Source organism: Gimesia chilikensis (assembly GCF_008329715.1).
Lineage (GTDB): Bacteria > Planctomycetota > Planctomycetia > Planctomycetales > Planctomycetaceae > Gimesia > Gimesia chilikensis.
The window spans coordinates 1-13,352 of record NZ_VTSR01000021.1 but is presented as its reverse complement, the minus strand read 5'-3'; the positions used below and the strand labels follow the sequence as shown (position 1 = coordinate 13,352).

Here is a 13,352-nt window from a genome sequence, read left to right as displayed (position 1 = left end):
TCACTCTTTCTGACTCGCTTCTGCAGTCATTCGTCCATTCCGGAGAACGCTGGCGCCCAGCTCCAGTGATTCTCCGGAGAGGCCGGCTGCTTCCATCTGACGAATCGCGGCCTCGATATCATATTCCTGCCGCTTGAGAGTTACCTGCCCGTCCTCAATGATCGCATAGGAACAACGGGGGTCCCCGTCGCGAGGCTGTCCCACGCTGCCCGGGTTGATCACCTGCTTGTCTCCCAGATCGAGATGGAACGGAAGATGGGTATGCCCCACGCAGACAAAATTCGCATTGATTCCCTGCAGACGAGACCTCCAGCCCGCTTCGTTTTCACCCAGATATTCATCCAGGGGATCGCGGGGAGTTCCGTGTACCAGGTAGAAGGTCACTCCCTCAATTGTGATCTGCTGTGAGATCGGCAGCCGCGCCAGGTATTTCATGCGTACCCGATCCAGCAGGTCCCAGTGCAACGGACGCGTGAAACAGGCCAGCTTTCGGAAACCGGTCGAACCCTTGGCTTCCACTCGTTGGGCGACGGCGTGATCGTGGTTCCCCCGCACACAGGCGGTCGCATGCTGCTTCACCCATTCGATGCACGGCACCGGGTCTGTGCCATAGTCCACAAGATCGCCGATACAGAGACAATAATCGAATTCTTCTTGAAGCGAAGACAAAGCCGCCCAGTTGGAATGAATGTCCGAAATCACGAGTACACGCATGTCTGCTTTCCTGCTAAGACGCCGCTGAAGTGAGGTTCTGTGCCTCTCACCCTCTAACTTATCTTATTATCTTGTTTACACTTAGATTATATGTTTCTTCGGGCAGGCAGGGGAATCTTTTTCTGACTTTGTGAGTGAAATCCCGCTGATTCTCTCAAGAACCAGCCCCCTGTGAGACGAGAGAAATCAGCTCTGGACTCAATTTTGCAGAACTGCTAGACTCCCCCGCACATGTCTGAGTCATCTCAACATCTTCACGACCAAAGTCTGTAACACGGGTACCGATTCGCGCTCAGGATGCAGTGGAATCTCCGCCCGCTAGCCTTAAAATTCCAACCGGTTCGGACGCTTTCAGAAGGGATACTGATATGCGGACCACGCAACTGCTTAGCAAAAGCCTGATCATTTTACTCACTGTCATTGTCTGTTCGACAGCCATCACGCCGGAAGCGTATGCCCGGATTGAAGCTGAGCCAGGCAAGAAGTACAAGCTCACCAAACGGCATGGGCCCTGGATGATCATGGTCGCCAGCCTGCGTGATATTCCTGAGAGCAGGCGATCCAAAGGGTTGTCCGCCCAGGAAGCAGCCGACGAACTGGTCTTCGAACTGCGTAAACGGGGCATTCCCGCTTATACTTTCAGCCAGGAAGCCGTTATCCAACGCTTCAATACGCTGGACCGTCTCGGCCGGGAAGAACGCCGCAGCTACGCTGCCCAGCGGGCCATGATCTCCGTGATCGCCGGTAACTATTCCGACAGCGAAGACGATGTCGCTCAGAAAACTCTGAAGTACATCAAGAACTTCCATCCTAAAGTCATCACCGAAAACGGCGTTTATAAAAAGACTCCCGGCCAGCCCGGACCGTTAAGCGGTGCGTTCCTCACGATCAATCCGCTGCTCTCTCCACAGGAAGTTGCGCAACGGAAACAGGATCCACTGATCGCCAAACTGAACTCAGGTATCGAATACTCGCTGCTGAAGAATCAGGGTAAGTATTCGCTGGTCGTGGCTTCGTTCTACGGTAACTCCGTCACCCAGACCGCGACTTCCCGCTTTCAAAATGCGAACGAAACTCTGAAAGTCAGCAACGCCCTGGACCGGGCTGCCGAAAATGCCTGGTCACTGGCCAAAGCATTACGTAACGCGAAAAGCTATGGCTTCCCTGCGGGTGCCCCCCGTAATATCGATGCGTACGTTTTACACGAAAAGTACCGTTCCATTGTGACCGTCGGTTCGTTTGACTCTGCCGATGATCCCCGGATCAAGGAATACGCCAAACTCTTCGGCTCTAAAATGAAGCCGCACCCGGAAACCGGCGTGGAGACCATGACCGCGGAATACTTCGTGATTCCCGGCAGCACCCCCTCTGCACCTCCATCAGCTTCCTGGGTCTTCGATCCCAAACCGATGCTGATGCAGAATCCCAAGTCCCGCTAACGACACCGCGGACAATCGATTCATTCTGTTGCCTTCCCTCTGTCCGTCAGGCCTGCTAAAGTGCCAGACATCGGGAAGGCTTCTTTTTGCGCAGTGGTCCACAAAGACCACAGGCAGAGTAAGCCGGACAACGTTTTCTTCTTCCGTTTCAGCAGTGAAATCCAGCTCATTCATGTCTCACTACCCACGCATCGTGCTCGCCAGTCGTAACCAGAAAAAAGCAGGCGAAATCGCCGAGCTGCTTAAACCACACGGCATCGAAGTTCAGAGTGTCGCCGACTTCCCCCAGGCACAGGAGGTCGTTGAAGACGGTCAGTCCTTCGCAGAGAATGCTGCCAAGAAAGCTTACGAGACGGCACAGGCAATCTCCGAGTGGACCATCGGCGAAGACAGCGGGCTGATGATCGACGCGTTAGACGGAGCGCCCGGAATCTATTCGGCCCGCTACAGTGGTGAGAATGCGACCGACGAAAAAAACAACGCCAAAATGCTGGAGGAACTCAAAGACGTTCCCCTGCCCGAACGGACCGCCGCCTACATCTGTAACGTAGCCCTCTCTAATCCCCAGGGGGAGATCTGCCTGCAGGTCGAAGCCCTTTGTCGGGGACGAATGACGGACCAGGCACGCGGCGAGAACGGCTTCGGCTACGATCCTTATTTCGAGATCATCGAGCTGCACAAAACGTTCGGCGAACTGGCCCCCATCGTCAAGCAGCACCTCAGCCACCGCGCACGAGCCTTTGAACGCTTCATCCCGCAGCTGGTCGACCTCTTCCATAAAATGGATGATTAAGACCCCGCGTCGTTCAAATCACCCGCAGAACGGAAGCCTCGGGCTAGAACGAGCGATCTGCTTTATCTTTGGAAACCGGCGGCGGCGCAACAGCCCCCGTCCCACTGGCCCGGCGTGAAGCGTAGCGAATCGGAAATGAAGGCCAGACCCGATTCTGATGATTCGGCAGCGAGTACTCAGGGCCATCAAAGATATGCCCCAGGGCACCGTTCCGCATCGACTTCTCAGACACGTACTGGGTGAAACCCAGCCACTGGCGGTCGGGGGCGACCACTCCAAACAGGTTGTCCCGTTCCGGAGTAAAACCGATAAAGTCTCGCGGCAATGCCGTAGTATGCAGGGCAGTCAACAGGAATGCCATCGTGATGTAACCGGTGAGTGCTGCGAAACCCCAGCGACCAATCTCGTGCACCAGGGGATGAACCTGCATATAAGCGGGCGCAATCCGTACGGTCACCTCGCGGAACAGGAAGACGAATCCGACAAACAACCCGATCAGTGCAATACTGTCCCACCTCTGCTGCCAGGCTCCAGAGCCAATCACATTGCCGGACATGAATGTGGCCAGCGGTTCAAAGAAATTCATTGCCAGCAGCCCGGACAACAGCACGGAGACAAAAATGAACCCCGCTCCCCAGGCGCCTTCGCTGGCAACACACCAGGTTACGATTCCCAGAATCGCCAGCAAGAGAATATCAATCATGGTTATAAATCCAAACTGAACTGAATCGCGTTTCAACGGGTACTCAACCCGGGATCAACCTCTGCTCGTCGAATATCACTTCACGACACGCAGTAATTCATCAATCGAGGTAATGCCTTTGACCACCAGCCGCAGGCCTTCTTCTTTCATATACAGCATCCCGTTCTTACGGGCCTGTGCTTTCAACTGGGACATGCCGGCATCGTCGCGAATCATATCCCGCATCCGCTCGTTGAATTCCAGCAGCTCCACCACGCTGATACGTCCGTAGTAGCCCAGACCACCGCAGGTCGGACAGACAATCTCCGGATTCTTCGGCTGACGATAAAAACTTTTCACCTTGTCCGGCGGCAGGTTCGCCTTTTTCAGGAACTCCGGATTGGGCTGATACGCCTCTTTACAGTCCGGACACAGACGTCGCGCCAGACGCTGAGCCAGCAGTGCCGACAGCGAACTGGCCAGCATGAACGGCTCGACTTCCAGGTCGATCAGACGGTACAAAGCGGTAAAGGTATCATTGGCGTGAACCGTGGAGAACACCATGTGACCGGTATTCGCGGCCTGACAGGCAATCCGCGCGGTTTCGGCATCTCGAATTTCGCCGATCATGACCACGTCCGGGTCCTGACGCAGAATACTCCGCAGCGACTCGGCGAAAGTCTGGCCGGCTTTCTGGTTGATTTCAATCTGCGAAACATTCTCAATCCGGTATTCCACCGGGTCTTCAATCGTAATGATATTTCGCTGGTAAGGGTCAATTTCATGTAAAGCAGCATACAGGGTCGTCGACTTACCGGCACCGGTAGGACCGCAGCAGAGGAACAGGCCGTGTGGCTGTTTGACAAGCGCACTCATCTTGTCGACGATCTGTTTCCGCAGCCCCAGTTCCGAAAGTGAAGCGATCGAGTTCGTCTGGTCCAGAATACGCAGACTCATCTTTTCGCCATAACGGGTCCCCTGGCTGGCAAGACGAAAATCGATCTCCCGGTCCGGCATGATCGCACGGAAACTACCATCCTGGGGACGACGTTTCTCCGTGATGTCCATGGCACCAAGCACTTTGAAAATATTCAGTACCGCTTCGCCGATCGAACGGTCAAAGCCTTCGGTGGGATACATCACCCCGTCGATACGCAGGCGGACGCCGTATTCATCCTCTTTCGGCTCCAGGTGCACGTCGGTGGCTCGACGCATGATCGCATCGTGAATCAGCTCTTTCGCAGCCAGGAACCCACGCGAGTTTTCGACCCGACGCGAACTGCTGGGATCGTCACCCCGCCCTGTCGCAGATTTCCCGATGAAACGGATATCGGGGCCCATCGCGGCTTCCTGGGTCTTCTTGCCCCCCACGCGGATTCCCATCCGTGCCAGGTAACGCAAAGTCAGCTTGCGGATATGATCGGGTGTCATCACCTTGCTGGAAGCCGGTACTTTGGCGTTCCGCTCATTGATATAGAACCCCAGCGGCGCCGCATAGGCGGCTGCCAGCACCAGAAAACCGACAATGAAATTCGGCATGCAGAACACCAGCAGAAATCCGAGCGCACCGGCTACCAGAATCAGCGAACTCCAGAATTCCGTGTTGCACTTCAACGCCCTGCTGTCATCGTCCACCCAGTAAGATGTTTTCGCCCACAGCAGAAACAGCAGGCAGACGAACAGCATCTTCCAGAAGTTAAAATAGAAACCCTGAGAGGAGGTCGAAGGCCCGTTGCCCCTGAAGAACCGGATCGGCACCGGGGGATACTTTCCTACCTGCCCTGTATTCGCAGGTGTCCGCGCTGCAGAATCGTTCCCGTTATCGCCCTCGACAACGGGTTGAGCCTGCAACTCTGCCGAGACGAATAACACGCTCAACAGAATCAATAAATATGCCCAGAAAGATTTCACGCTGCTGCACCTCAAAACCGGGACTGATCCTGCGACAGGAAAGACCCGAATATCTGGCCTGAAATAATGCTAAAATGAGATACGATAGGGACTTGAATTTAGTCAAAAAGTAATGCGGAAGGAACAACATTCTCCACTTTTTAACAGTGAGATCCGTTTTTTCCCTGCTTTACCGTCAGATGTGCCTGTTTTTCGCCTCCATGCAATACAAGTATATACCACACATACTAACGGCAGTCACCCGAAAAAGAAAAGGTAAAAACAGGATGCACAGCGCCCAAATTCTACAAACTCAGACAATCCTGGAACGATCTTCCACTAAGCGACCCTTCCACGCGAACGAATCGACCAGACAGCCGGTTCATCGCAATCTTCATAAAACCCGTCAATCCAATAAAAACCCCTGATCTGAAGACCCAGACCAGGGGAGAAATCATCTAATCATATTGAGCACCACAGCGGCAGAAAAGTTCCGCCTTTTCAGCCTTATCGACCGAAAATCGCGCCCTGGTGCAGGTGGAGTGTCCCTTCCCCTTCCAGACCCACGCGGACGAATTTCGCACGCGTCCCTTCGGGCAGATCGATGGTCCACTCGGGCTGCACTTTTTCAGCCGTCCAGACCTTCTCGAAATTCGTCCCGTCAGAAGAGATCCACACCGTCAGACCTGCGGCCCGCTCCTGCAGCCCCTTCCGGTTCTTCAACCAGATCGAACGGATTTCAGAATCGTCCTTGAGCCGAATCGTGACATAAGGCGACTCGGAATCCAGATTGGAATGGAACGCGAAATCAAACCGCTCCGCAGGAACGTCGGTCAGAAACAGATACGCGTCCTTGTTCCAGGTCTTGTTCCCGAACTTACCGCCAAACTTGAGGGCAGCATCGCGGGAGATCTCTTTGAAGCCGTTCTTCTTCCGCAGCTTGACCGTTTTCTGCTTCGCACTGATCCAGCCTTCCTGATCCTCTACTGCGGCGATCTGCCTTTGCCGGGAAAGATAGGCCACCAGGTCCAGAAACTCGATCGGGGCAATCGTCTTGATCAATCCTTCGGGCATCGAACTCGACTTCATCGGCTTACGCAGTTCGATGTCGTCTTTGAGAATGTCGATCTTCTTTCCCTTCGCCAGACCGAGCGAAATCATTTTCTCGTCTTCGGCCAGGATGAAGCCGGTATGCACTTCACCTTCGATCGTCACAATCGCGACTGTCTCGAAACCTTTGGAGATTTTATCATTGGGCATCAGGATCGAAGTCATCATCTCGATCTTGCTCACCCGCTGACCAATGTCGCTCAGGTCCGGACCGAACTTCTTGCCAAGGTCGCCCACCATGTGACAGGCAGAGCAGACCTGCTTGAACACGCCTTCGCCCCGCTCGTAATTACCGCCACTCATCTTGGCTAGCTCACGAATCGCAGCTTTACGTTTGCTTTCCGAAGCTTCCTCGGAACCGGCAATCTCCAGCGGTTTCACAGCCGCCCCACCCGGTCCGGTCATCTTTTTATAACGGTCGAGGTATTTCTTCGCGGCCGTGGATGAACCTTCCAGGAAATCGGGCTTCGATTCCGCCACTTCCCAGGCCGGCTTCAACGCATGCAGCGTGTGCTCCAGCGTGTAATCGACCCAGTAGTCCATCTCATGGTTGGCAGCCTGCAGTGCCAGTTGAGTCGCTTCCACGGTTCCGAAGAAGCTCAGACCACGGACGGCTTCCAGTCGTACCCGCGGGTTCGGGTCGTTAACGGCTTTCGCCAGGTATTCTTTCAGCTGCGGCTGACGATCCTTTTCATTGACCAGCGTATGAATCGCGGCAGCACGTGCCTGGTAGACATCGCTCGCCAGAATCCGATCGACCAGCCTGGTATCCACGGCCCGGAAGCTCTCCTGCAGCCACATCGCTTCGCAGAGCTGCTTCGGATCATCCACACCTTCAACCCACTTATTCACAGCCGCCAGGACCTGATCCCGATCACGGTCCCACAATTCGCGACGGGCACGATAACGGGTCCGCAGTTCGTAGGCGTTCAACTGCTCCAGCAGTTCTTCAATCGACTTGTCGGCTTGTGTCACCGGCTTGAGCAGTGGTTTCTTCGTATTGACCAGACGATAAACGCGGCCATGTTTGTGATCGCGGTTCGGGTCACGCTGTGAGTACTGCATGTGACCAATCAACGCATTACACCAGTCTCCAAACCAGACCGCGCCATCAGGACCAATCTTCGGATCGACGGGACGGAAAATCATGTCGGTCGAAGACAGCAGGTCTTCCACGCGTTCCCCTTCGAAACCCGAACCATCTTTCTGATCGCGAAGATTGAATCGCGGCATGCCGTGCATGTTGATCACGCAGGCATAGATAAACTGGCCCTGCACGTCTTCCGGCAGATGGCGCGAAATCAGGAATTCGTTACCCACTGCGGGACGCATTCCCTGGTTATCGAAGTTAGGCTCCAGCGTACGCCGCGTGTTGACTTCCAGACCGGAGAGCGGACTCGTCCAGTGCTGCTTGGCATTGGTTCCGTCACCCACCATCCCGTTACCCCACTGATCGAACACCAGGCACCACGGATTTCCGTAGCCTGGAGTGCGGAAGTGACGGAATTTCAGCGATCGAGGATCCAGCGTATAACAGCCCGCGGTGTCCTTGTTGCGGAAGGCACCATAAGGTGTTTCCAGTGTCGTCGACAGCGAAACCCCTTCCAGCATGTGCAACAGACCGCCGTTCGAATATTCCCAGGCACCCACTGTATGGTGCGTGTCATCGGTCGCAATCCCGTCGACAATCTGCTGGACCACGTCGGCCTTGTCGTCACCATCGGTGTCTTTCAGGAACAGGATCCGCGGCTCATCAACCACCAGTACGCCGCCGTTCCAGAATTCAAATCCGGTCGGGCAAATCAGTTTGTCGTAGAACGTAATACAGTTATCGGCTTTACCGTCGCCGTTGGTATCTTCAAAAATCAGCAGACGGTCGCTGGGTCTCCCTGCACCGGGCATCCACTGCGGATAGTTCGCCATACACGAAACCCACAGACGGCCCTTGTTATCGAAGGCAATCTGGTTCGGATTCGCCAGTTCGGGATATTCCCGCTCGGATGCGAACAGCTCGACCTTGAACCCTTCGGGAACGGTCATCATCTCGATCGACTCTTCCGGCGTCGGATACTTCAGCTCTTTCGGCTCGCGCATTTCGCGGAAGCGTTCATCGCGGCTGCCGAACATCGTTTCGGGAATGAATACCTCACCCGTCTTCGAATCGTCGGGCTGATCGGGAACTTCACCCCCCGCAGCCTTCTCCCAGATATAGCGGTCACGCACGGCGACCATCTTACGAATCTTCTGATATTCGCCCGGGAAGGTTTCCATGTCCCAGGTGCGGCGGCCCCCATAGACATACCAGCCATTCAGCATCCGGTAGTCCTGTGCATGGAACCACGATTTGTCATTCACCCATTTGAGGATCTCATTGAACTTCGACGTTCCCATCCCCAGCGGATGCTCAGAGACGAACAGGCTGCCGTCCAGCAGCTGACCAATAACGCGGTAACCCTGCTCATTCGCATGCGCTCCGTTGACCGTATACTGGTTACCCGGCTTGGCACCAAATTTGGCTTTCGTTTCCGTAAACAGGTCGACGAAACGGTGACCGTCTTCTTCCGCCAGCTCTTTGATGGCAGCCGTATAAGCGGCCAGGTTCTTGTTCTCTTCTTCACCGGAAGGCTGCAGCGGATCGCCCGTCGATTCAAAGGCAATCGGGCTGATCAGCACAAACCGCGGTTGTTTGCCATCTTTTGTGAAACGCTTTGTCTGTTCGGCGATGTAGTTCCGGTAGTTCTGCTTGAAGGCGTCCAGGCTCTCTTTCGAATCCCCGGCGAACGATTCATTGAAACCGAAGAAACAGAAAAACGTTTCCGGTCCGAAGACTTCCAGCGGATCATCGATCGTGGTGTAGTTACTCGGACGCTGCTGAATTCCCACTTCATCTGCAGGCCAGCCGAAGTTCCGGAAGATGACTTCCTTCTCGGGGTACCGGGTCTGCATCAGGGTCTCGAACTGTCCGAACAGATTCATCCGTTCTGCCAGCGCGTTTCCGACCGCCACGATGCGTTCGTTTTTCTTGAGTTCAAAAGGTTTGTCGGCCCTTACTGTCGAATGCAGATTGCACAGAATCAGGGCGGCAATTACCAGACAAAGTCGCATTCCATCTTCCTTTTCAGTTTGATTAGCTTCGTGGGGAGTGGTACCGTTTTTACTACGATACGAGGCGGGAAATCGTTTCCGATATTTCAGAAACTTTGTAGTAGAGCGAGTACGCCAGACGCGGAGCGGTGGTCGCCCGCGTCTCAACATCCAGGCGTTTTCTCCCACAATAGCGAGCCCTGCAGGGGACCGTCAATTGAGTCTCTGCACTTGTTCTAATCTGAAACCCAGAAACGAGTTGGGGCCGATTAATCTCTCCTGAACCCCCTGGTCTGTCATCCATCTCTACTAACATCCTGTAATCAAGATACTTATGTCATATATATACAAACTTAAGAAAATCGGTCGTCCCGCCGGGAACCCACCCCGGATTTTTTTGAGATAATTTTCCCGGACTCCGCTCGTATCCGTGAGACAGGTCGCCTCCCACGTCCATCATCACTGGTGCGTTTTGTGCACGACTGACCATCACCTGTTTTCACTGAAAAGATAGCCCTTGATCGGTGCCTCCCGAATCATAAATTGTCGCAATTGTGCTTTGCGCGCGAGGCGGATGATCCGAGCACTGGAACACCGCCCACCAGTGACCCAGCAGCACCTGAATCAGCGTCGATTTCCCCCACTTTTCACCGACACAAAATGAACCGGTTCCCATTGTTCCGTATAATTTCAAATCATTTCGGAGCACTCTCACAGCATTTGAGAGACCACTCACCCCCATCTCAAAGGAACTCGCAACAAACTCAAAACCCGAATCCCCCTTGACCCCCACACGCCGTTCAACAAAATCCAACATCAACATCACCAACCCCAATAAAAATAAGCAGCAAGGCACCAGCCACCGGTATCCGTATTTAAAATTACAATCACCCATTGCTAAACAGCGTCAAAGCAGCAAAAGAAATGAGCCGCAGGGCATTAGCTCCGGTTGAAACGAGTTTGGTAGATAACATCCGAATGAAGAAACATGTGCTATGATATTCCACGAACAGAATCGGGTGAGCCTGAATGAAATTCAAGCCGAGCACAGCGAGCAGAAGGGCACAGCGCACGCCCCCAGTCACAGCAACAACGCTCCCATGAACAACGAACCAAATCAGACACAACGCATCACCAGCCAGCCACTACACAACGACCTCCTGTCGCCTGCAGCACTACCAGGTTTTATCCACTCCCCCTGGTATTCGAATTTCCCACGCACCTCCTTCGAGCATTTCGTGTCTTTCGTGGTAGATCAACTCGCGGTCTTCCCAGAAAACCAATCCCCCATTTTACTAAAAAGAAACTCACCCCCGTAGCTGAAAATCGTTAAGCTGTAGGAAAGCGCACCGGCACGCACATCCTCAGTTTTTCACTCAGGAGAACCCCATGGTCTTTCAGGCATTCGACCCCGACGACGAGGAATCGTTCGACAAAATGCGCGATCTCTTCAGCCCGGCGCAGGTGGACCAGTCCGTCCGTCAGGCACTGATGTTGTGCTGGATGATGCTCCCTGATGACAAACGCAATATCGACGAACTGGACCAGCAGTTCCGCCGCATCGTCGACCGCGCACTGCAAAACCTCCGCGAAGACGGCCAGGCGTTTGGAGGTAAATGATCTTGCATTAAAACACCAGAAAGGCTGCATTCCCTGGACTTCACCATCAGAACCGTAGAAACTAACCCTGTTAAATTACTCCCCGGGAATGAAGCATGCCCATCGTTTCGCTACATCATCGATCAAAGAGACTGGAAGTCTTGAAAACTGGCTTGCGCGAATTGAGCCTGGGGGAAGTAGTTGATCAGCAGTTAGCATATCGCTGCCATACTTCAGACTTATACTGCTATGCGTCGAGTGAGACGGGCGGTCCCCTGCCGGCCACCTGGGATGGGGAATCGGCTCCAGAGATTGTTCCTCTCTGGGAATGTGAGCTCAGTCTGCTGGCTCTTCGGGACGAAGAATTCGTGGAAATTGACTATGAAGATCTGGAGGATTTGACTGTAATCGCGCGAAGTGAACAGGGCATGCTGGCTTATCTGTTTTTCTATCTCGTTGAGGACCTCGGTGGAGCACAACACCTTAAGCAGGGAACTAATGAATCTGAATCTTTATTGCGACTCAACGGTCAACTACGGTTCGAACATTTAGAGGATATCATCGATCTTCAACGCCGATCCGGCTCAGAAATCAATTGCCACGATCTGCTGCTGAACTACACACGGTCTATCCCCTGATCAGTTCCCATGTTTTACTGGGGTTCACACAACGGGGACAAAAAGGAGCAGTCCTGAAGCGAAGCGCATTGAATGCAAACCGGGAAATCAACTATGACAGACAATTTTGACTACGAAGGTTATCGCAGGACACACAGGGCACAACTGCAGGAGAAATTTCGATCTCCCGATTTCGCTGCGTTTGCAGAGTATTATGGAGCTAAGGTCCCCAACGGGCTGAAGTCGCTTTATGAATGTAAAGACTTGCTGGCACAAGTCACCCCTGTCGAAATTACTGACGCCAGGGGCATCCTCGAGATTCGGGGGTTCTTCCCCCTGACACAGGAATGGATCCAGGCAAACTCCTGATACCACGGGAAATACTTTTGCTTCGGATCAGGATTGGAAGCGGAATCATTTCTGATTTCAATCGCACGTCCCGAGCAGATCTTTGTTGATCACAATAGTGATGGGACTGATATCGAAGAAATACCTCAGATGAGTTTCGAGAAGATCTTGAACCAGACTATGAAACTGTGTCAGCAACTTTAATCTGAGAGGAGCAGACCCAACTCTTATGAGTAATCAAAAAACGTATTGTGATTGCCACTCTGGCGAAACGGATTCTCAACGAAACTGCTTTTGACAACAGGCTCTCCAGAGCAATTCGGGGTAATCGCAGCAAACAGGAAAGGTTTAAAATAGTTCTATGACAGGATTTCACAATACGTTTATGACTTTTGCCAACGGTAGTTGTGAGCCTGATCAGTGGAAGAAATATTTTCAGGATTACAAGCCGGAAACCTGGGATGCGGAAGGAGCTGGAGTTTTATCTTATCGATCTGAGGCTGACAAAGATTATTCACTTGTCATTATACATCGGTCAGATTTTGGATTCCTGTTGCAACTGACCTGTGATAATTTAAAGACGAATTGTCCTGAATATTGCTGCTTCTCTCTGCGCGACAAAAACAGGCTTGCTGAATTTGCAGAATTAGATGACCTGACGTATCCAGTCGGTTGTTTTCTGTCTGCTGACGATGCCTGGTTAGCAGTCGAAGATTTTTTAAATCATCCAGAAGAGCCTTCACCTCGGATTCAGTGGATCGAGGATGAGCAAATCGAATGGCCCGAAAGCATCTTGTGAAGTAATGACATGCATCTGGAACGGAATAGAGATCACCAAAATCGAAGAGAATTAAGGAGTCAGATCCAACTGTAACTCCGAATGAATTCGGTCCGTATTGGGTGACACAGTTGGCTTGTAGTATTTAGAGCGGACACCAACACCAACTGAGCGGCAAGGCGCTAGTAACTCCGCTCTTAAGTTCGTTCCCACCAGAGCAGTTTTTTATGCTGTTTTCCTGATTTCTGTAGACTGCCAGGTTGCTGGTAATAAAATGCTCTTCCAAGGTTTGATTGGG

The 13,352-nt window shown here is 53.0% G+C and carries 12 protein-coding genes; 7 read left to right on the top strand and 5 right to left on the bottom strand.

Features of this window, described 5'->3' with window-relative positions:
* Nucleotides 1-714 (bottom strand): metallophosphoesterase family protein, encoded by a 714-nt coding sequence (locus FYZ48_RS23305; protein ID WP_149344860.1) that lies wholly within the window; start codon nucleotides 712-714, stop codon nucleotides 1-3.
* Nucleotides 715-1,082: 368 nt separating this feature from the next.
* Between FYZ48_RS23305 and FYZ48_RS23300 the strand changes: the two genes are divergently transcribed.
* Together FYZ48_RS23300 and rdgB are read left to right on the top strand one after the other, a co-directional pair.
* Nucleotides 1,083-2,153 (top strand): hypothetical protein, encoded by a 1,071-nt coding sequence (locus FYZ48_RS23300; protein ID WP_149344857.1) that lies wholly within the window; start codon nucleotides 1,083-1,085, stop codon nucleotides 2,151-2,153.
* A 172-nt stretch (nucleotides 2,154-2,325) separates the two neighbouring features.
* Complete coding sequence (rdgB, locus tag FYZ48_RS23295) at nucleotides 2,326-2,946, top strand: RdgB/HAM1 family non-canonical purine NTP pyrophosphatase (protein ID WP_149344855.1); 621 nt, start codon at nucleotides 2,326-2,328, stop codon at nucleotides 2,944-2,946.
* Between the two features lie 43 nt (nucleotides 2,947-2,989).
* Here rdgB and FYZ48_RS23290 read toward each other — a convergent pair whose 3' ends face one another.
* From FYZ48_RS23290 to FYZ48_RS23275, 4 genes are all read right to left on the bottom strand, one after another.
* Nucleotides 2,990-3,649 carry a CvpA family protein gene (locus FYZ48_RS23290; RefSeq protein WP_149344853.1) on the bottom strand — a complete coding sequence of 220 codons (660 nt, stop codon included), beginning with the start codon at nucleotides 3,647-3,649 and terminating at the stop codon, nucleotides 2,990-2,992.
* A gap of 75 nt (nucleotides 3,650-3,724) precedes the next feature.
* A complete protein-coding gene (locus tag FYZ48_RS23285; protein ID WP_242022751.1) occupies nucleotides 3,725-5,539 on the bottom strand; it encodes a GspE/PulE family protein in 1,815 nt (604 codons plus the stop codon).
* A 486-nt stretch (nucleotides 5,540-6,025) separates the two neighbouring features.
* A complete protein-coding gene (locus tag FYZ48_RS23280) occupies nucleotides 6,026-9,883 on the bottom strand; it encodes a PVC-type heme-binding CxxCH protein (RefSeq protein ID WP_198422268.1) in 3,858 nt (1,285 codons plus the stop codon).
* Between the two features lie 328 nt (nucleotides 9,884-10,211).
* Nucleotides 10,212-10,535 carry a hypothetical protein gene (locus FYZ48_RS23275; protein ID WP_149344851.1) on the bottom strand — a complete coding sequence of 108 codons (324 nt, stop codon included), beginning with the start codon at nucleotides 10,533-10,535 and terminating at the stop codon, nucleotides 10,212-10,214.
* A 172-nt stretch (nucleotides 10,536-10,707) separates the two neighbouring features.
* Here FYZ48_RS23275 and FYZ48_RS23270 point away from each other — a divergent pair, with 172 nt between their 5' ends.
* The 5 genes from FYZ48_RS23270 (at nucleotide 10,708) to FYZ48_RS23250 (ending at nucleotide 13,075) form a co-directional block, all read left to right on the top strand.
* Nucleotides 10,708-11,031, top strand: a complete 324-nt coding sequence (locus FYZ48_RS23270; protein WP_149344849.1) for a hypothetical protein — start codon at nucleotides 10,708-10,710, stop codon at nucleotides 11,029-11,031.
* 70 nt (nucleotides 11,032-11,101) lie between these two features.
* Complete coding sequence (locus FYZ48_RS23265; RefSeq protein ID WP_187782179.1) at nucleotides 11,102-11,332, top strand: hypothetical protein; 231 nt, start codon at nucleotides 11,102-11,104, stop codon at nucleotides 11,330-11,332.
* Between the two features lie 95 nt (nucleotides 11,333-11,427).
* Entirely contained in the window at nucleotides 11,428-11,949 is a 522-nt protein-coding gene (locus tag FYZ48_RS23260) for a hypothetical protein (protein WP_149344847.1), read from the top strand.
* Between the two features lie 93 nt (nucleotides 11,950-12,042).
* Nucleotides 12,043-12,297, top strand: coding sequence for a hypothetical protein (locus FYZ48_RS23255; RefSeq protein WP_149344845.1), 255 nt, complete (start codon nucleotides 12,043-12,045; stop codon nucleotides 12,295-12,297).
* Nucleotides 12,298-12,661: 364 nt separating this feature from the next.
* Nucleotides 12,662-13,075: a hypothetical protein gene (locus tag FYZ48_RS23250; RefSeq protein WP_149344843.1), complete on the top strand. Its 414-nt coding sequence runs from the start codon at nucleotides 12,662-12,664 to the stop codon at nucleotides 13,073-13,075.
* Nucleotides 13,076-13,352 lie beyond the last annotated feature (277 nt).

What these genes read in the sequence shown, in the direction of transcription:
- FYZ48_RS23265 (WP_187782179.1), top strand. Translation starts at nt 11,102, where the DNA reads ATGGTCTTTCAGGCATTCGACCCCGACGACGAGGAATCGTTCGACAAA.
- FYZ48_RS23305 (WP_149344860.1), bottom strand. Translation starts at nt 714, where the DNA reads ATGCGTGTACTCGTGATTTCGGACATTCATTCCAACTGGGCGGCTTTG.
- FYZ48_RS23300 (WP_149344857.1), top strand. Translation starts at nt 1,083, where the DNA reads ATGCGGACCACGCAACTGCTTAGCAAAAGCCTGATCATTTTACTCACT.
- FYZ48_RS23275 (WP_149344851.1), bottom strand. Translation starts at nt 10,535, where the DNA reads ATGTTGATGTTGGATTTTGTTGAACGGCGTGTGGGGGTCAAGGGGGAT.
- FYZ48_RS23255 (WP_149344845.1), top strand. Translation starts at nt 12,043, where the DNA reads ATGACAGACAATTTTGACTACGAAGGTTATCGCAGGACACACAGGGCA.
- FYZ48_RS23290 (WP_149344853.1), bottom strand. Translation starts at nt 3,649, where the DNA reads ATGATTGATATTCTCTTGCTGGCGATTCTGGGAATCGTAACCTGGTGT.
- FYZ48_RS23270 (WP_149344849.1), top strand. Translation starts at nt 10,708, where the DNA reads ATGATATTCCACGAACAGAATCGGGTGAGCCTGAATGAAATTCAAGCC.
- rdgB (WP_149344855.1), top strand. Translation starts at nt 2,326, where the DNA reads ATGTCTCACTACCCACGCATCGTGCTCGCCAGTCGTAACCAGAAAAAA.
- FYZ48_RS23280 (WP_198422268.1), bottom strand. Translation starts at nt 9,883, where the DNA reads ATGTTGAGACGCGGGCGACCACCGCTCCGCGTCTGGCGTACTCGCTCT.
- FYZ48_RS23260 (WP_149344847.1), top strand. Translation starts at nt 11,428, where the DNA reads ATGCCCATCGTTTCGCTACATCATCGATCAAAGAGACTGGAAGTCTTG.
- FYZ48_RS23250 (WP_149344843.1), top strand. Translation starts at nt 12,662, where the DNA reads ATGACTTTTGCCAACGGTAGTTGTGAGCCTGATCAGTGGAAGAAATAT.